Source organism: Lewinella sp. IMCC34191 (genome assembly GCF_003390935.1).
Classification (GTDB): domain Bacteria; phylum Bacteroidota; class Bacteroidia; order Chitinophagales; family Saprospiraceae; genus Neolewinella.
This window is the reverse complement of sequence record NZ_QNQZ01000003.1, coordinates 103,133-121,908: the sequence shown is the minus strand read 5'-3', so window position 1 is coordinate 121,908 and position 18,776 is coordinate 103,133. Positions and strand designations below refer to the sequence as shown.

11 protein-coding genes and 1 other RNA gene are annotated in these 18,776 nt (G+C 58.9%); 8 read left to right on the top strand and 4 right to left on the bottom strand.

Annotated elements, in window-relative coordinates:
* Positions 1-34 precede the first annotated feature (34 nt).
* The 8 genes from DRW39_RS07745 to rdgB all read left to right on the top strand — a co-directional run bounded on the left by DRW39_RS07745 (position 35) and on the right by rdgB (position 10,455).
* Positions 35-763, top strand: a complete 729-nt coding sequence (locus tag DRW39_RS07745; protein ID WP_116106458.1) for a pyridoxine 5'-phosphate synthase — start codon at positions 35-37, stop codon at positions 761-763.
* A gap of 348 nt (positions 764-1,111) precedes the next feature.
* Positions 1,112-4,372, top strand: coding sequence for a SusC/RagA family TonB-linked outer membrane protein (locus DRW39_RS07740; protein ID WP_116106457.1), 3,261 nt, complete (start codon positions 1,112-1,114; stop codon positions 4,370-4,372).
* Positions 4,373-4,475: 103 nt separating this feature from the next.
* On the top strand, positions 4,476-5,834 hold the full coding sequence (locus tag DRW39_RS07735; RefSeq protein ID WP_116106456.1) for a SusD/RagB family nutrient-binding outer membrane lipoprotein: 1,359 nt from the start codon (positions 4,476-4,478) through the stop codon (positions 5,832-5,834).
* A 97-nt stretch (positions 5,835-5,931) separates the two neighbouring features.
* Positions 5,932-6,675 (top strand): hypothetical protein, encoded by a 744-nt coding sequence (locus tag DRW39_RS07730; RefSeq protein WP_116106455.1) that lies wholly within the window; start codon positions 5,932-5,934, stop codon positions 6,673-6,675.
* Between the two features lie 501 nt (positions 6,676-7,176).
* Positions 7,177-8,898, top strand: coding sequence for a GMC family oxidoreductase (locus tag DRW39_RS07725; protein WP_116106454.1), 1,722 nt, complete (start codon positions 7,177-7,179; stop codon positions 8,896-8,898).
* Entirely contained in the window at positions 8,898-9,602 is a 705-nt protein-coding gene (locus DRW39_RS07720; protein ID WP_116106453.1) for a gluconate 2-dehydrogenase subunit 3 family protein, read from the top strand. The genes DRW39_RS07725 and DRW39_RS07720 overlap by 1 nt, the downstream gene beginning before the upstream one ends.
* A gap of 89 nt (positions 9,603-9,691) precedes the next feature.
* An RNA gene (ffs, locus tag DRW39_RS07715) (signal recognition particle sRNA small type) lies at positions 9,692-9,788 on the top strand.
* Between the two features lie 58 nt (positions 9,789-9,846).
* Positions 9,847-10,455 carry an RdgB/HAM1 family non-canonical purine NTP pyrophosphatase gene (gene rdgB, locus DRW39_RS07710; RefSeq protein ID WP_116106452.1) on the top strand — a complete coding sequence of 203 codons (609 nt, stop codon included), beginning with the start codon at positions 9,847-9,849 and terminating at the stop codon, positions 10,453-10,455.
* Here rdgB and DRW39_RS07705 read toward each other — a convergent pair.
* The 4 genes from DRW39_RS07705 to DRW39_RS07690 all read right to left on the bottom strand — a co-directional run bounded on the left by DRW39_RS07705 (position 10,418) and on the right by DRW39_RS07690 (position 18,619).
* Positions 10,418-12,064 (bottom strand): amidase, encoded by a 1,647-nt coding sequence (locus tag DRW39_RS07705; RefSeq protein WP_116106451.1) that lies wholly within the window; start codon positions 12,062-12,064, stop codon positions 10,418-10,420. The two genes, rdgB and DRW39_RS07705, sit on opposite strands and share 38 nt — an antisense overlap.
* Positions 12,065-12,136: 72 nt before the next feature.
* Entirely contained in the window at positions 12,137-13,528 is a 1,392-nt protein-coding gene (locus tag DRW39_RS07700) for a M28 family metallopeptidase (RefSeq protein ID WP_116106450.1), read from the bottom strand.
* 757 nt (positions 13,529-14,285) lie between these two features.
* Positions 14,286-15,422: a DNA polymerase IV gene (gene dinB, locus DRW39_RS07695; RefSeq protein ID WP_116106449.1), complete on the bottom strand. Its 1,137-nt coding sequence runs from the start codon at positions 15,420-15,422 to the stop codon at positions 14,286-14,288.
* Between the two features lie 65 nt (positions 15,423-15,487).
* Positions 15,488-18,619 carry a DNA polymerase III subunit alpha gene (locus tag DRW39_RS07690; protein ID WP_116106448.1) on the bottom strand — a complete coding sequence of 1,044 codons (3,132 nt, stop codon included), beginning with the start codon at positions 18,617-18,619 and terminating at the stop codon, positions 15,488-15,490.
* Positions 18,620-18,776 lie beyond the last annotated feature (157 nt).

Sequence of the window (18,776 nt, the reverse complement as noted above, 5' to 3'; positions counted from 1 at the left end):
CCCGTACATTCGCGGCTAACCAATCCGATTTCCTATGCCGCGCCTTTCCGTCAACCTGAACAAAGTAGCCCTGATCCGGAACAGCCGGGGAGCTAATTATCCGGACCTGGTGCGGGTCGCTACGGATTGTGAGGGCTTCGGTGCGGAGGGCATCACCATACACCCCAGACCGGATCAGCGGCACGCGCGCTACGATGATGTTTTTGCCCTGCGGGAATCGGTCACCACGGAATTGAACATCGAAGGCTATCCCACGGAGAAGTTTCTCTCGGTCGTTTTGGAGGCGAAGCCCGAGCAGGTCACATTGGTACCAGACGAGCCGGGGCAGCTGACCAGCGACCATGGTTGGGATACCGTTGGACGGGCGGAGGAGCTTCGTAGCATCGTGGGAAAGTTGAAGGATGCCGGTATCCGTACCTCTCTGTTTATCGATCCGGTGGCCGATCTGCTCGAAGGGGCATTGGCCGTGGGTACGGATCGCATTGAATTTTACACCGGCCCCTATGCGCAATCGTTCGATGAGGATCCCGAGCGCGCCGTGGCTTCATTCGCCAAGGCTTCCCGCTACGCCGCTGAACTCGGGCTGGGGATTAATGCCGGGCACGATCTGAATCTGCATAATCTTAGCTATTTCGTAGGCGCGCTACCTGACCTGCAGGAAGTGAGTATCGGCCACGCGCTGGTGACGGATTCCCTCTACCATGGGTTGTCGAACACCATCCAGCTATACCTGCAGAAAATTGCGGAGGGCAGCAGACGGTAAGGGTTGGAACGCCCGTCGGGTCGGCTAAAAAATCGATAAATCGGGGGAATTATTAGACCAATCGGTTTGGCTAATCGATCGATTAGAGACGGAAAATTTAATTTGGGGTTGCTCAAGCAGCGAAATATTTTACCTTTACGTTCATACAGCGGACAATAGATCCGCCATTTGCGTAGGAGCTTTTAGTTATCGTGCAAGTTTTCACTAGTTCTTCACCCATCTCCAGACGCACAATCAACTCAGCAATTTACATCTCTGACCCAACGAAGCATTGCGGGCCGACGCCCCGGTGACCCTTATCTTTTTTTAGCCTTAGAGACATTTAATCAACTAAAACTTCTTTCAATCATGAAAAGACTTTTACTAGTCGTGGCAGCCGTCTGCCTCGTCTGTGGCATTGCCATGTCACAGCAGACCGTGTCCGGTACCGTAACTGACATCGAAGGGCAGGGACTGATCGGAGCGTCTATTCTCGTTCAGGGAACGACCTCCGGTACTGTCACGGACATTGACGGCGCATTCTCCCTGGCGGTTCCAGCCGAAGGTGAAGTGCTCATCGTCAGCTATACCGGATTCGGTACCCAGGAGATCCTGTTGGAGGACGGCCGTACTGACTACAGTATCGCGCTGGAGGAAAACGCCGCTCAACTGGGGGAGGTCGTCGTTACGGCACTCGGAATCGAGCGTCGTCGGGATGAAGATCTTAGTTCCTCCACCCTCGTCAAGGCGGATGTGCTGCAGCGCTCCGGGGAAACCGGTGTTGTACAGGGCTTAGCCGGCAAAACATCGGGCATCAACATTACCCGAAACTCCGGTGATCCGGGCGCCGGAGCATACATTCAAATCCGCGGTCAAAACACCATCCTCGGGGATGCCTCACCACTCATCATTTTAGACGGGGTGCCCATCTCTAACTCGAACATCGGCGGAAACACCGGTGGGGTAGTCCAGCAGAGTCGCCTGAACGACATCAACCCGCAGGACATCGAGAGCATCACCGTGCTGAAGGGAGCGTCCGCCGCCGCGGTATACGGTACGGGTGCCGCCAACGGCGTACTAGTCATCAATACCAAGCGGGGACGTACGGCCGGTAAGCGTTTCACGGTAAACGCGGGTATTACTTACGGCTTTGACGAGGTCAACCGGGAATATGAGAAGCAGGACGTATTTGGTCAGGGTTCAGCCTACACCTCCGAAAGGTTTGACGAATTCGGCATCTACGTACCCAACACCGGCTTTAGCTGGGGTGACCGTATCGCAGACCGAAGTGGCGCGGCGGATGTGGTCGACACGGACGGTGAGTTCTTCGTAGGGGATCAAACTGGAAACACATACTATCCCTATGTTGACCAGAACGGATCATTACCCGGACTAGGAGATGGAGTCAAAAATTCTACTGCGGTTTACAATGACGTGAACCGCAACCAAATTTTCCAGACAGGGAATACTTTGGACATGAACGTCAGCATCAACTTCCGAGGAGACAACAGCAACACTTATGTCAGCTTCTCTAACCTACAGCAGGAAGGCCTTCTCCGGGGAAACTCTGACTATGACCGTAGTACGATCCGGATCAACCAGGATTTTAATCTCACGGATAAGATTAATATTCGAGTCAACAGCAGCTACTCCGGTGTGAAATCCAATCGGATCCAAACGGGTTCCAACCTGGCTGGCCTATATCTAGGGTATCTGAGGACCTCGCCGGACTTTGACAACACCGATTACTCTGGGGTATACACCGACGAGAGGGGAATTGCTCAGAACGCTCATCGCGGTTACCGGAATTACCTTGGAAATAGTATCCCCGCATACAACAACCCGGGCTGGACGATCAATCGCCAGGTCAACCCCTCCGAGGTAGACCGTTTCCTGGTTGCTCCCGAAGTTAACTGGGATATTTTGCCTAACCTTAAATTCACCGCCCGGTACGGTTTGGACTACTATACCGACGAGCGGCGTACGGTGTTTCCCGTACTTTCCGCGGGCGACTACGGACAGGGTGGTCTGTTCCGTGACGAGATCACCGAGAAGACCCAAAATCTGTTCCTGATCCTGAACGGTAACTCCAGCTTCGGCAGCTCCCTGAATCTGGACTACACCCTCGGGTACAACTACTACGAAAACGATTACCAGTCGCTGAGCGGATCCGCGACTAACTTACTCGTTCCCTCCGATAAGTTTATTATCGAGAATGCGATCGCTTCGAACAACGGCTCAAGCCAAAACCTGCGCAACAACCGCAAGAACGGCGTCTTCGGTGTGCTGAATTTCACCATCGTGGAGGACCTTCTCGTGGAGCTTAGTGGCCGTGCGGAGCGGACCGTTTCGCTGCCCGACCAAGTATTCTTTTACCCCAGCGTCAGTCTGGGATATAAGCTTTTCGACGACGACAGCAAGACCGTAAGCTTCGCGAAACTGCGCGCCAGCTACGGCGAGGTGGGTATCGAGCCACCGCTGTATGTGAACCTTTCCACTTTCGTATCTACCTCCCCGGGCGGCGGTTGGGGCGAAGCGCTTGACGGTCTCAACTATGGCGGAACCTACGCCCGCAGTTCGCTGCAGGGTAACCCCAACCTGACGAACGAGATTGTCAAAGAACTGGAGTTCGGGGGTGACTTCCGCTTCTTCCAGAACCGTCTAAGCTTGGGCCTCACGTACTACGACCGGGTAACCGAAGACGCCCTGCTGCAGGTCGAAACGCCGCCGAGCAGCGGATTTACCTCGCGCTATGCCAACATTGCCGAAATTACCAACACGGGTTTCGAATTTGACTTTTCCTACGGCGTGCTAAATAATGGTGACCTCCGGTGGCGCATCTTCGGTAACGCCAGCCACAACGAAAACACGGTGACTAAGTTGCCCGACGTTAGCCGCCTCATCCTCAACGGCTTTACCTCCACGTCTTCCGCCCTCGTGGAGGGAGCTCCGTTTGCCGCGCTCTACGGTGGCCGGTACGCCCGCGAAGAGGACGGTAGTCTGAGTCTGAACGAATTTGGATTTCCCTATAACGCCATCGAGCAGGGCGTGATCGGTGATCCTAACCCCGACTGGCGCGGAGGCATAGGTAGCGAACTCAATTATAAGGGAATAAGCTTCAGCTTCCTCTTCGAGACCGCCCAGAACCAGGACATGTGGAACGGCACGAAAGGCGTACTTCAGTACTTCGGCATCGACCCGCTTACGGCCAATATTTCCGTGGCGCCTGAAGATATACAGAACGCTGCCGGAGCTACCATCCCGGCCGGTACGGAATTCCGGGGTAACGTTATCGACTTCGGTGGCGGACCGGTTGCCGCAGATGCTTATTGGTACCAGCGTAACGGTGGAGGATTTGGACAAATTGACGAGCAATTTATCGAGGATGCTTCCTGGACCCGCCTGCGCGAAGTGACCCTTAGCTATGCACTGCCCATCAGTTTGCTGGAGAACGTAGGACTGAGCGACGTCAGTATTGGAGTTACTGGCCGAAACTTGATCCTCTGGACGCCCTTCGAAGGTGCCGACCCGGATACGAACCTTACGGGAGCTTCCCGTGGTCGGGGTCTGGCTTACTTCAATAACCCCGGTAGCCGTTCGGTGCTGTTCAACCTAAAATTCGGCTTCTAAACAGGCATGCAGCCATCTGGCAGGGCCAACGGCAAACGCGCGGAAGCTCCGCGGCGTTCGCCGGCCCGCCCTGCCATCCTTTAATTGCTAACAATAAAGAAAAATGAGAAAGAGCATTCTTGCGGCTACTATCTCCGCCATACTTTTCACGGGTTGCGAAAACCTTGTCGACGATCTCAACGTCAACCCTAATCAATTTACGGAAGTTCCCGCTCAACTGGTGTTCAACCACGTCGTATTGAGTACTTCCACGATTGCCGAGGCCGAACCTCTCCGTCTTGCCGGTATGTGGGCGGATCAGTTTGCCGGTACTGACAGGCAATACACTACTCAAGACAATTATGACGTAGGAGCTGCTGACTTTAACGGTATTTGGGGCGACCTTTTCCAACAGGGTATCGCACAGGCGCAAATTGCGCAGGCGCAAGCCGAAGCGGAGGAGTTGGCGGTAGTTGCCAACTACTCGCGTCTGTTGGAAGGCTATTATGTAGCTGAAGCCGCGCTGATGTTTGGCGATGTGCCGTACTCGCAGGTCAATGATCTTGAGTTTGCCGATCCCGTATACGAACCTCAGGAAGAAGTGCTGGCAGCAGGTATTAACTTATTGATGGAGGCCACTACTGGACCGGGTGCCGACAATCCAGTGACTTCGGCCAACCAGGTATTCACCACCGGACCCGAACCCACAGGAACCACGTGGGGCCAACTGGGTAATGCGCTGATGGCCCGTTATTACTTGGCTCAGGGTAATTACGAACAGGCTCTGACCGCTGCACAGGCGGCGAACTTTGACAATATGACCGATGGTGTTTACTATATCCACACCACGACAAATTTTACCGAAAATTTGATCTACCAGTTCGAGTTCGAGCAACGCGCAAATTATCTTTCTTTCGGTAGCGAGGGGACCAACGAATCTACGCTCTACAATATCCTCTCTACCGATACTCCAATGTCTCGAGCCGATGACAAAACTGACGATGCCGCTCGTTTGGCACTGTTCAGTTCCGGAGCGGATCAGGGCATTTACCGTATCAATGTGACCGACGAAGGGTATTTCGCGGCAGATGCAGACTTTCCCTTAGTTGGCTATCCTGAAGTGCAATTGATCATTGCAGAATCAGCGGCTCGTACTGGAGATGAGGAAAGCGCCCTCTCCGCGCTCAATAATGCTCGCAATTATTGGGATGGTCTGACGGGTACTGATTCATACGAGGATCTTGACGAAACTGATCTTTCTGGTGATGAGCTCATTGAGGCGATACTCGTAGAAAAGTACGTGTCCGTATTTGGACTTCCTACCTTTTACGACATCATCCGGACAGACAACCTCATTGGAGCGGATATGGACTCAAGGGATACGCCAGCCGAGCGCTTTCTTTACCCCGCGACGGAAATTTCTTCGAACAGCAACTACCCCGGGAACAAAACCCTGGATGATGCCACTCCCGTCTTCAACTGATAGGATAGCGGAAGTATTTTTTTAGCTCACGACGGCGGGTACGCATCCCATGCGTACTCGCCGTTTTTTATATTGAGGGAGCATTAAACAATTAGCCATGCAATTGTCCAAATTATTGATCATCATAATTGCGCTGTTCTGGTTTACAGTACTACCGGCTCAGGATGCTGAAACCGACCTCACTGAGCAGACCCGCTTTAACGATCGAACCCGGGAAAGTATGTTCAATCAACAGAATCCCTCAGCGGCGTTAGCGGCAGGCGGTGCATTCTACGTGAGTAACCCGCCACCCGCCTACGAAGTGGATGCGGAAAAGGCCTACCTCGACACCGAGTTTGTTCCATTTGAGATAGTGCTGAAGGACGGACAAAAGTACGTGCTGCCCGGCCGCATTCGACTGATCGACCAAAAGGTCGAGGTCAAGGTGGACGATGAGGTGTTCGAGTTAGATAACCAGGCCGTTAATTCCGTCACCGATGCGAACGGACGCGTCTTTGTTCCGGGCTTCGATCCCTTAGCCCGCAAGAGTGGCGCACAGTGGTACCAGGTAGCTTTTTCAGGTAAGGAAAGGCGCTTGCTCATCCAGGAAAGTACGGTGTGGCAGGATCCGCCCAAGAAGAATATGTTCGACACCAGCGAGCCGAAGAAGACCCTGAAACGCGTTACCCAGTGCTATCTGGTCAATAACGGCCAGACCACCGAGGTCGATAAAATGAAGCATTTACTCTCCAGACTAGGGAAGGACGAAGGCGAAGTCGCTACTGATTTTGTACGGCGGCAACGGCTCAAAAACGAGCCGGAAGATTTTGTAGCGCTTCTGGAGTATATGGAAAAGGAATAGCCGTATTCCGAGTGATCGCCATGCCGTTGAAGAAATGTAGGGCATTTCTCAGCAGGTGCCTGGCAACCGGACCTGGCCGTAAAAATCCTTAATGTTATCATATTTCGGAGCGAATGAAAGCTCACGTACCGCAATCTGCTTATTTACCTGCGCACCGCCGCCCGTAAAATCCGCGTCAGTCCCGGCAGTGGTGTCCTAAACGGGTAAATCCAATTCAAATATTCTTCTGCCGCAGCTGTCACGGTTTCGCCGCTAAAGGCGAAACCAGTGGACATGCGATTACCTTTCTGAGTTCTTGCATACACCGCCCGCGAGGTATACCTTAGCGGGAAGTAAATCGTTTTACCTACTTTTCTCACGGGCGCGGTTATTTGGATACTTGTTATCTATTTCACCTAAGCAAGCGTCAACGAGGCCTTGATTTTAGGGCAAGAGCCGATGTTGAGACGGAGGGGAACGAATGAACTTAATGCTATCTTACCCCTAATCCAATAGTGATCCGTGCAGATAAAAGAAAACGCGAAAGAATACGATGCCATCATAGTCGGTAGCGGTGCCGGTGGTGGCATGACCGCCCGGAGGCTGGCTGAAAATGGACTCAATATCGCCATCATCGAAGCCGGGCCGTTTTTCGATCCGACCGACAAGGAAATGGCCACGCAGTTGCGCTGGCCCTGGGAGAGCCCCCGCCGCGGTGCCTCCACCACCCGGCCCTTCGGTGATTTCAACGCGGCTTTTGGGGGTTGGGACATTCCGGGAGAACCGTACACCACCTTTCCCGGAACCGATTTTCAGTGGTTTCGCAGTCGCATGCTCGGGGGGCGCACCAATCACTGGGGGCGCATCAGCCTCCGCTTCGGACCGGACGACTTCAAGCATTACGATAAGGACGGCATCGGGGCGAACTGGCCCATCACTTACGATGAGGTCAAGCCCTGGTACGACAAGGTCGACAAGCTGATCGGAATTTTCGGAACGAATGAAGGCCTGCCGAACGACCCGGATGGATTTTTCCTGCCCCCGCCGAAGCCGCGGCTCCACGAAATGCTCGTCGCGAAGCACGCCAAGAACGTAGGGGTACCTTTCGTTCCCAGCCGGCTCAGCATCGTTACCAAAAAGGTGAACGACGAGCGTGGCCTGTGTTTCTATTGCGGACAGTGTAGCCGCAGTTGTATGGTTAAGGCGGACTTCAGCTCCAGCAGTGCGCTGGTCATCCCCGCCATGAACAGCGCCGGCCACGTGGATCTTTACACCGATTCCATGGCCCGGGAAGTCATTACCGACAGTACGGGGCGTGCCACCGGCGTGAGCTACGTCAGCAAGGAAGACCGGCGGGAATACACCATCAAAGGGAAGGTCGTCGTGCTGGCCGCCGGTGCCTGTGAAACGGCCCGTCTGCTACTCAACAGCCGCGCTCCCGGACAGGAGCAAGGACTGGGTAACGGCAGCGGAGTAGTCGGGCGGTACCTCCACGACAGTACCGGCCTCAATGTCAGCGGCTTCGTGCCCAGCCTGATGGATCGCCAGCGCTACAACGAAGACGGGGTAGGGGGGCTGCACGTTTACGCTCCCTGGTGGCTGGATAACCGTAAGCTGGACTTCCCCCGCGGTTACCACATCGAAGTATGGGGTGGGTTGGGTATGCCCAGCTACGGATTCGGCGGCAGCCTGTTGGAAATGCAGCGCGCGGTCGGGGAGCGGGTCGGCGGTTACGGCCGTAAGATGCTCGATGACATGAATCGCTACTACGGCGCCCACGTCGGTATGGCGATGCGCGGCGAGTCGGTGGCGATGTACGAGAACCACTGCGAAATCGATCCGAGCGGACAGGTGGATGAATGGGGAATCCCCATTCTCCGGTTTAATTACAAGTGGACCGACTACGAGTACAAGCAGGCGCAGCACGCACAGCAGACCCTGCGGGGGATCATGGACGATATGGGAGCGGAACTGATCTCTCCCGAGCCCGGCAAGGAGCAGGAGTACGGCCTGCTGGCACCCGGCCAGATCATCCACGAGGTCGGAACCGCCCGGATGGGTGACGATCCGAAGACGAGCGTCACCGATAAGTGGGGCAAACTGCACGAATCGCCTAACGTCTTTATTTCCGATGCGGCGGTGTTCTCCAGCCAGGCTGACAAGAACCCCACCTGGACCATCCTGGCGCTTGCCTGGCGGCAGGGAGAACACATTGTCGAAGAACTCAAAAAAATGAATATCTGATGGATCGTCGTAAAACGCTAAAAACCATTCTCGGGGGTGCCGTCGGAACGGCATTTATCGGCGGCAGCGTCGGATGTAACCCGGATAACCCGGCCCCGGTATCCGCCACCGAAGCCGAAACCGAGGGGTACGGATTACGTACGGCCTACGAGGCCGAACGCGAAGAACAACTGCGCAGCGAGCGCTTCTTTTCCGATCACGAGACGGAAACGCTCGTCGTGCTGGGTAACATCATTATCCCCGACGTCGAGGAGAGCGGATTCAGTGAACTCTGTGAGTTCATGGCTAAGGATCAGCCGGCGGCACACGCTACCCGCTTGCGGGGCGGACTGGCCTGGTTGAATGCGGAGAGTAGCCGTCGCTTCGAGGGTAAGCCCTTCACCGAACTGGACGACGACCAGCGCATCGAGTTAGTGGACGAGATTGCCTACCCGGATCCGGAAGCGAAAACACAGTCTGCGGGCGTCCGCTTTTTCAACTTCGCCCGGTACATGGCCATGACCTGTTACTACACCAGCCGGCAGGGTATCAACGATCTGGGCTACGTAGGCAACCAGGCGAACGTATGGGACGGCCCTCCGCAGGAAGTACTGGACAAGCACGGACTGGCGTACGACCCGAAGTGGCTTCCCCTGTACGTCGATCAGTCCAAGCGGGCGGAGCAGGTACAGTGGGACGAGCAGGGAAACATCATCAATACGTAAGCCGGACGGTCAATTGACCTCAGCTGCGGACGGATTTGAAAATAAGTAAAGGAAAGTTTTGATTCCCGCGTCCAGCCCTTACCTTTGTGGCTTGGGCGGCACACGGTCAGCTCCTTCTGAATCTCCCCAGGGCAGAAATGCAGCAAGGATAGGAGGTTGAGCGACTGGTGTGCTTGCCCATTTTTTTTGCCTTTTTTTGAAGGCCGCAGCACCTGCGCCCCGCCGCCATGGTTATATTGTGATTATGAAGCAGCAGCTCGTTTTCGCAACCAACAATCCCCATAAGATTGCCGAAATCCAGAAGCAACTGGGGGATCGCTACACCTTCCGCAGCCTTGCGGACATTGGTTGTACCGCTGAAATTCCGGAAACCGGTCGTACCCTGGAGGATAACGCGCGAATGAAGGCGCGCTTCGTACTGGACAATCACTGCCAGGACTGCTTCAGCGAGGATACCGGCCTGGAGGTTCTAGCGCTGAACGGTGCCCCGGGAGTGGATACCGCCCACTACGGCGGGCCCCAGCGCGACGCGGAAACCAATAATACCAAACTGCTCTCCGACCTCGGTGACCGTAAAGACCGCCTCGCCTGTTTTCGCACCGTTATCTGTTTGCTTAAGGACGGGCAGGAGCACCTTTTTGAGGGGAAGTGTGAAGGTCGAATTGCTACTTTCCCCACCGGTCACGAGGGATTCGGCTACGATCCGATTTTCATTCCCACGGAGGGCGATGGCCGCAGCTTCGCCCAGATGACCGCCGATGAGAAGATCGGCATGAGCCACCGGGCGCGTGCGATCGCCCAGCTGGAAGCCTTTCTTAAAATGCAGCCGGATGCCGCTCGTCCCACGGCGTAGCGCCCTGGTAGCTGCTGGCTACGTTCACTAAGTTTTGCTCGTCGAATAGGCGCCCGGTGAAGGTGATGCTGGTCGGCGTGCCCTCGTGCATGCCGTTAGGGACGGTAATCGAGGGGTGGCCCGTCATATTGGTAATGAAGAGGCTGCTTGAGTTCCAACTCGGGTTGACGTAGACGTCGATGTCGTGCTCGGTGAATAGCGCGTCCATGTTCTCCATCAGGTCGCGGCGTAGCCGGTTAGCCTGTACGTACGCGACCGCCGGTACGAAGTGGGCGGTACGGAAGGCATTCGGCCAGGCGTTGCGGACCTGGCGGGTGAGCAGGTCGTCGTCGCCGCTGCGCGTAAGGGATTCGAAGGCGGCGGCGGCTTCCACGTTCAGGATAAAACCGATGTCCGGAGCGTCCGGCAGCTCAATTTCGACCAGTTCGTAGCCCAAGTCGCGGAGCGCGGCCAGGGATGTGGAGTCGTTGGCGGCGAAATCGTAATCGCCGTCAAAATTGCTTTTCAGATAGCCGATCCGGGTCGGTTGCCCGCTGTTTTCCGGCAGTTCGAACTGAAATCCGGCCCGGATCGCATGGGCGTCCCGGGGGTCGTAGTGCGCGATGGCGGCCAACACCAATCCGGCGTCGGTGGCCGACCGCGTGATGGGGCCGATCTTATCCATTGACCAGCTCAGGGCCATAGCGCCGTAGCGGGAGACACGGCCGAAGGTGGGCCGCAGTCCGGTGGTGCCGCAAACGGTGCTCGGGCTGACAATGCTGCCCAGCGTTTCGGTGCCGATGGCGAAGGGTAATAGTCCGGCCGCCACCGCGCTGGCGGATCCGGCGGACGAACCGCTGCTGCCCTGTTCGGTATTCCAGGGGTTACGGGTCTTCTCCCCAAACCAGACGTCACCCCAGGCCAGGGCCCCCATACTGAGTTTGGCGCAGAGCACGGCGCCGGCCGCGTCGAGCTGTTCGACGACGGCGGCGTCCGCGTCGATGGTCTGCCCTTCGTAGGGCTTGGCGCCCCAGGTGGTGAGGTAGCCCTCGGCGGCCAGTAAGTCCTTGGCACCGTAGGGAATGCCGTGCAGGTAGCCCCGGTAGTTGCCAGCGGCCAGTTCGGCGTCCATCTCGTCGGCCTTCGCCAGGGCGCGTTCTTCGGTGAGGGTAATGACGCAGTGTAGGGTGGGGTCGTGTTCCTTCAGTCGGGCCAGGAAGAACTCCGTCAGTTCCCGGCTGGTGATCTTGCGGTTGTAGATCAGTCCGGCGAGCTGCTCGACGGTGGCCCATTCCAGTCCATTGATGTTGCCTCCGTCTACCGAGAGTACTTCCGGTGGGGTGGTGGGGGCGGTCACGCTCGTATCGGCGGGGAGCTGATCCGGCCGGAGTACGGGACTGAACACCAGGGCGGGGGAGAGGCCGTTCGGAATGTCCATCTTGCCGATGGTATCGAAGGCTTCCAGATTCTCTTCCAGATCGTCCATCATCAGCTCGATCTCCTCGTCGTCGAGGAAGTCGATGCCGAGCACGGCGGCGGCGGCCTTCACCTGGTCGGGACTCGGGGCCAGGTTAGTGACGGCGGCGGTGGCGGTGAGGAGGAGCAGGGCTAGGGGGAGGTAGCGGCGCATCTGAAGTACGATTTACGATTTACGATTTGGCATTGCTGGGTCGCTTGCTTCGCTTGCGTGCGGATGCGCGATTTAGCGGGTACCGCGGGGGATGAGGGTACTGGGGAATACGACTACGCTCTCGTTGCCGTCTTCGCTAACGGAGGAGACGCCGAAGAAGTAGTTGTCGACGACGATGTTTTCGAGAGTGTGGTTGAGGGTACCGGCGGGAACGAAGACCTTCTTTTCCCACCGCGGGGAGGTGGTCAGCCGCCAGTGGACGTAGTAACCGGCGATGGGGGTGTCGGTTTCCGGGGCTTCCCACCGCAGGCGGGTACTGGGCTCGACGGTGCCGCCGATCATGACCAGGGGCGGGGCCGGTGGCGCGGCGGCCAGGCCGGCCAGGGTGATGGCGTTCACGCCGGTCAGTTTGGCCGCGTAGGGGAAGTTGACGTGTTCGAGTTTGTCGCCGTATTCGATGCCGTCTTCGGTGCGGATGTCCTGGTGTTGCTGGGTGTAGTTTTCGTGGGTTTCCATGATGCGCACCCCGGGGAAGCCGGCGTCGTTGAAGGGGCGGTGGTGGCCGCCGCGGCCGAAGCGGTCCAGGCGGTAGATCATCATGGGCTCCAGGTTGGTGGTGTACTGGCGGGTGACGCGGTCGATGTAGCGGGCCAGCTGCCGGCTGGGTCCGTCGACTTCCCCGCCGAAGAACCGCCGGTAGGTATTGGCGCGCTCGTCGTTGGCGTCGCTGGGGTAATAAGGTTCGGAGAAGATGCGGAAGCTGGTGTTATCGGTCACGCCGTCCACGCCGGTGATGTTGCCGATCATGTCGTTGTTGAGTACGGCGGTGAGGTTCCAGCCCTGCTCCTGTACCCAGTCGGCCATGCCCTTGCCGCCGAAGAGCCCCTGCTCCTCGCCGCTGAGCCCCACGTAGAGGATGGAGCCGGGAAATTCGTACTGCGTCAGTACGCGTGCCGCTTCCAGGGCGCCGGCCATACCGCTGGCGTTGTCATTTGCGCCGGGGCTGTCGCTGGTGCCGTCGAGGGCGTCGCTGACGCGGCTGTCGATGTCGCCGCTCATCATGATGAAGCGGTTCGGGTCCTGCGTGCCGCGCTGCACGGCGATGACGTTGACCACCCAGGTGTCTTCCTTAATGCGGCTCTCGGGGTCGCCCTCTACGAGATTGCGCTGGTACATGACCTCCAGGCAACCGCCGCAGGCTTCCCCGATCCGCTGAAATTCATCGTGGATCCACCGGCGGGCGGCACCGATGCCGCGGGTGTCGCTGGTAGTGTCGCTCAGGGTGTGGCGGGTGCCGAAGTTGACGAGGGTAGTGACGTCAGCCTCGATCCGGTCGGCCTGCGGGGCGTTGGCGATGGCGTACATCCTCGGGTCCGTCGCGGGTGGCGGACTTACCGGATCGGATTGTTGGGCGGAGAGCGTACTGACGAAAAGGATAAGGAGGGCGGGTAGCGAAAAGCGCATGGGGTAGTTTTTGGTTGGGGGGGTGGTAAGATACGGACTGGGGGAGGCTGTGGGGAATGCGGGTTAATTTTTCGCGAGGCCCTCTCCTCGCTGTCGCTCGGCCAGACCTCGCTTGGGGCAGACGTCCCTTCCAGGGCCGTTCGTTGTCGGCCTTGCATTTCCGCGCTCTCCATCACCGCCCCTTATCGTAGCGTCGCGGAGATGCCAGGGAAAAATCCGTGGCTATTTGTGCCAAAATCTGCGTGGTCCGTGTTTTAAATATCGAGGCGGCGTAGCCGACCGAACTTTCGCGAGGCCCTCTCCTTGCTGTCGCTCGGACAGACCTCGCTTGGGGCAGACGTCCCTTCCAGGGCCGTTCGTTGCCGGCCTTGCATTTCCGCGCTCTCCATCACCGCCCCTTATCGTAGCGTCGCGGAGATGCCAGGGAAAAATCCGTGGCTATCCGTGCCAAAATCCGTGGCCATCCGTGTTTTAAATATCGAGGCGGCGTAGCCGACCGAACTTTCGCGAGGCCCTCTCCTCGCTGTCGCTCGGCCAGACCTCGCTTGGGGTAGACGTCCCTTCCAGGGCCGTTCCTCACGGGGCGATTTGATATGCCTTTGATACCCCGAAAATCCGTGGCTATCCGTGCCAAAATCTGCGTGATCTGTGTTTAAAAACCCGAGGCGGCGCAGCCGCCCAAAACGAGCGAAGCGAGCACCCCCCCTGCGGCAGCCAAATCGTATATCGTAAATCAAGAATCGTAAATCGTAAATCCCTACCCCCCCACCGCCACCGCCGCCTTCCCAAACCGCCCCCGCACCTTGTCCAGGGCCAGCAGCAGGCGGCTGTTTTCCTCGGTATCGTTGAAGAGATCGAGCTGGGTGTGGCCGCTGGCCAGCAGGTCGAAGCGGACGCCGATGAGGCGGATGCACTGCCGGCGGGTAAATAACTCCCGGAAGAGGGTTTCCGCCAGCGGGACGAGTTGCTGGTCGTGGGCGGTGTAGTTGATGCGACGGGCGCGGGTATAGGTGTTGAAGTCGGTATAGCGGATCTTGACCGTCACGCGGGCGGTGAGGCGGCCGGCCTTGCGCAGATCGAAGGCCAGCTGGGCCGTCTGGTGGCGGAGCTTGCGCAGCAGGAACTCCATGTCGATCGTGTCCGTCTGGAAGGTGGACTCGGAGGAGAAAGACTTCCGCTCCGTATACGGCACCACCTGCCGGTGATCGATGCCGTTGGCCCGACGGTGGTACTCCCGGCCCATGCTGCCGAATTCCCGCTCCAGCAGCGATACCGGTACCTGGCTCAGAGTCCCCGCCTTGCGGATGCCCATCAGGCTCATCTTCCGGGCCGTCACGGAGCCGATGCTCGGGATCTTGCGGACGGGGAGGGGCGAGAGGAAGGCCCGCTCGGCCCCCTCGGCCACCCAGCCGGATCCGTTGGGCTTAGCCTCGCCGGCGCGCACCTTCGATACCAACTTGTTCACCGCCAACCCGGCCGAGATCGGCAGGCCCGTTTCCCGGATGATGCGCTGCCGCAGCTCCCCGCTCCACTTCACGCAGCCCACGTGGCGGTCCATGCCCGTCATGTCGACGTAGAACTCATCGATCGAGGCCTTCTCGAATACCGGCCCCTCCTCGGCGATGATTTCCGTCACCATCCCCGAGTGCTTTTCGTAATCCTCGTAGTCACCCCGCACGGTCCGCGCGTCCGGACACCTACGCAGCGCGATCGCCATGGGCATGCCCGCGTGAATGCCGAAGCGCCGCGCCTCGTAGCTGCAGGAGGTCACCACGCCGCGCCCCCCGGTACCGCCCACGATCAGCGGAATGCCGGCCAGGGCCGCGTTTTTCTTGATTTCCACGGAGGCGAAGAAGGCGTCCATGTCTAGGTGGAGGATGGCTCGTTGGTACATGGTGGGGGCTGGTGGCTGGTTGCTAGGTGCTGGTTGCTGGTGGCTGGTTGCTGGTTACTGGTTGCTTACTTCGGCACTTTAGGAATCAAACTCTCCCGGCGGGTGGGTGGCGGAGCTTCCGCGGGCGAGCCCCGGTCGTCGGTGAAGCGGAGGTCGCGCAGGTAGGGCAGGCGTTCCATGCGGTCCACTTCGATGCAGGGGAAGTCGAACTCGCGGGTCACCTTGCCCGAAAGCTGGTAGACGCCGGCGCCGCGGAAGGGGAAGCGCAGGTAGGCATCCGGGAAGTGGACGCTGTCGAAGTAGCGGCCGTACTCGTCGAGCCAGCAGCCGAAGCTCATCCGCTCGCCCTTGACGGTGGGGACCACCTTGTCGCAGACGAAGTAGCCCAGCAGTTCCGTCCGGTCGTTACTCCGTACGTGCGCCAGGGGGTGGACGTCTCTTTTTTGCGTCGGAGCGCAGGTAAGGTGCAGATCCCAGGAGCTAGGATTTGCCGGTCGAGCCTCATTCCTCGGTCGGCAGACGGGGTCCGGCGTCTCCACCAGCCAGAACGGCGAGCACAGCGGGAATCCCAGCAGCTCCAGTTCGTCGAAGGCCTGGTCGAACTGCCGGGAACTGAGGCGGTGGCCCGGGCGCTGGTTGGGCGTCTCGTCGAGGTGGAAGTCGTGGTCGGGCACCATGCGGGCGAAGAGGTCGAGGGAGGACTCCTTCTTCAGCCGCGGATTGAAAACGGCGTTCTTCTCCCACAGCAGTTCCGACTTGCGCTTACCGGTAAAGCGGAAGGCACCGATGCGGATCAGCAGTTCCAGCTGGCTGCTCTCCACGTCGACGCGGGCACAGAAATCGGTGAGATCCCGGAAGGGGCCGTGCTGGCCGCGCTCGATGAGCAGTCGGTGGACGAGTTGCTCCGACGCCCCCTTGACGTGGATGAAGCCGAGGTAAAGGTCGTTGCCCTGCAGGTCGGTCAGGTAGATGCTGCGGTTGATGCAGGGGGCGTGGATATCGGCGCCCTCCATGCGTGCCTCGTGGACGTAGAATTCGGTCTTGTAAAAGCCCCCGAAGTTGTTGATCACGCCCACGATGAATTCCACGGGGTAGTAGGCTTTCAGGTACAGGCTCTGGAAGCTTTCCACCGCGAAGCTCGCCGAGTGCGCCTTACAGAAGGAATAGCCCGAAAAGCTCTCCACCTGCCGCCAGACTTCCGCGGCGGTCTCCGGGGAATGGCCCTTTTCCTGCGCTCCGACGAAAAACTTCTGCCGCAGCACCTCGAAGGTGTCGCCGTTGTGCTTCTTCCCCGACATGATGCGCCGCAGCACGTCGCTCTCGTCCAGGTCCAGGCCGGCGAAGTGGTGGACGATCTTCATCACGTCCTCCTGATACACCATGATGCCGAAGGTCTCCCCCAGGTGCTCCTCGAAAACGGGGTCGATGTACTCGAAGCTGTGTCGGTGGTGGTAGCGGCGGATGTATTCCTTCATCATCCCCGACTTCGCCACGCCGGGGCGAATGATGCTGGAGGCGGCCACGAGGTGGACGTAATTGTCGCAGCCCAGTTTGGTAAGCAGACCGCGCATGGCCGGCGACTCGATGTAGAAGCAGCCCAGTGCCCGTCCGCCCTTGAGCATGGCCCGCACCCGGGGGTCGCTCTTGATGGTATCCAGGGCCTGCAGGTCCACGGTCTTACCGTGGTTGCGACGTACGAGGTCGGCGGCGGAGCGCAGGTGGCCCAGGCCCCGCTGGCTCAGGACGTCGTATTTATGCAGCCCCATATCCTCGGCGTGGTACATATCGCAGTGGGCTACCGGAAAGCCCTTGGGCATGAGGCGCTGGGCGGTATGGTAGTAGATCGGTTTCTCGGTAATCAGGATACCGCCGGCGTGGATGCTGAGGTGATTCGGCAAACCCACCAGCCGGCGGGCGATGTCGACTACGGTACGGGCCTTCGGGTCCTCGTCGGCACGGCCATGGGGGTCGCGCACCAGCTGGTCGATCTCCTCTTTGGGCAGGCCGTGCACCTTGGCCACTTCCCGCAGGGCGGCGCGGCCCTGAAAGGTGGAGTAGGTGGCCAGCAGGGCCGTGTACTCGCGGCCGTAACGCTTGAAGACGTAATCGGTAACGTCGTCGCGCTCGTCCCAGCTGAAGTCGATATCGAAGTCGGGCGGACTGGCCCGGTAGGGATTGATGAAGCGCTCGAAGTAGAGGTCCAGTTCCAGGGGGTCGACGTCGCTGATGCCGATGTTGTAGGCCACGATGGAGTTGGCGCCCGAGCCCCGCCCCACGTGCTGGTAACCGGCCATGCGGGCGTAGCGGACGATGTCGTAGGTGATCAGGAAGTAGGGGCAAAATTGCTGCTTGCGGATCACGGCCAGCTCGCGCTCGGTACGCAGACGGGCCTTCTGGAAGCGGGGGCCGGCGGGGTAGCGGCGGGCCACGCCGGCCAGGGCCAGTTTCTCCAGCAGCTGGTAGTCGCCGGGTTCGGAGCCGGTAAAGGTCTGCCGGTTGATGTGCAGCCCCGTCTCCAGTTCGGCGGAGCAGGAGTCGATGATGCGCTGCGTATTGCGGACGATGGCGGGGTAGGGGCGGTAGAACTGCTCCAGGGTATCCGGGGGCAGGAGGCGGTCGCCGCGCTTGGCCAGGTCGCGGGGGGTGAGCTTGGTGTGGACGGTATTCCGGTCGATGGCCCGCAACGTGCGGTGCAGGTCGTAGTCTTCCTCGGTGATGGCGACTACCGGGGCCAGTACGATTAGTTTATTCTGGTGGTGGCGCAGCTCGTGACTGAACAGGCGGTTGACGTGCTGGGGGCGGATGCCGAGCAGTTCGTTGTCGCGGAAGTCGCGGATCGGCTTGCAAAGTCGGGGGTAGACGATCCAGACGTGCTCCATTCGCGGCGGCACGGTGGGCAGCGGACGGTCGTCGAGGGAGTGATCGCTGAGGAAGCGGCAGAGGTTGTGCCAGCCCTCGGCGTTGCGGGCCAGGCCGGTATAGAGCCACTGATCGTCTTCACTCCGGAAGCAGATCCCCAGGATCGGTTTGATGCCGAATTCGTGGCAGGCATTGACGAATTCCACCGTACAACTGGTATTGTTGTTGTCGGTCAGTGCCAGGCACCCCACGCCCCAGGCGGCGGCCTTTTCGACGAGGCGGCGTGGTGGAAGCACTCCGTAACGGAGGCTGAAGGAGGTGTGGCAGTTGAGATGCACGGAGCTGGGGGGGATCTACGATTTCTGATTTACGATCTACGATTGGGCTGCCGCACGTTTCGTACGGCCGGCTTCGCTTTTCACCACGGGATCCACCCTGCGTACCGGTGCATGTCACGCGGCACGGTCGAACGCGCGCGGCGCGACATCGCTGGGT

What these genes read in the sequence shown, in the direction of transcription:
- DRW39_RS07740 (WP_116106457.1), top strand. Translation starts at nt 1,112, where the DNA reads ATGAAAAGACTTTTACTAGTCGTGGCAGCCGTCTGCCTCGTCTGTGGC.
- DRW39_RS07735 (WP_116106456.1), top strand. Translation starts at nt 4,476, where the DNA reads ATGAGAAAGAGCATTCTTGCGGCTACTATCTCCGCCATACTTTTCACG.
- DRW39_RS07730 (WP_116106455.1), top strand. Translation starts at nt 5,932, where the DNA reads ATGCAATTGTCCAAATTATTGATCATCATAATTGCGCTGTTCTGGTTT.
- rdgB (WP_116106452.1), top strand. Translation starts at nt 9,847, where the DNA reads ATGAAGCAGCAGCTCGTTTTCGCAACCAACAATCCCCATAAGATTGCC.
- DRW39_RS07745 (WP_116106458.1), top strand. Translation starts at nt 35, where the DNA reads ATGCCGCGCCTTTCCGTCAACCTGAACAAAGTAGCCCTGATCCGGAAC.
- dinB (WP_116106449.1), bottom strand. Translation starts at nt 15,422, where the DNA reads ATGTACCAACGAGCCATCCTCCACCTAGACATGGACGCCTTCTTCGCC.
- DRW39_RS07720 (WP_116106453.1), top strand. Translation starts at nt 8,898, where the DNA reads ATGGATCGTCGTAAAACGCTAAAAACCATTCTCGGGGGTGCCGTCGGA.
- DRW39_RS07700 (WP_116106450.1), bottom strand. Translation starts at nt 13,528, where the DNA reads ATGCGCTTTTCGCTACCCGCCCTCCTTATCCTTTTCGTCAGTACGCTC.
- DRW39_RS07705 (WP_116106451.1), bottom strand. Translation starts at nt 12,064, where the DNA reads ATGCGCCGCTACCTCCCCCTAGCCCTGCTCCTCCTCACCGCCACCGCC.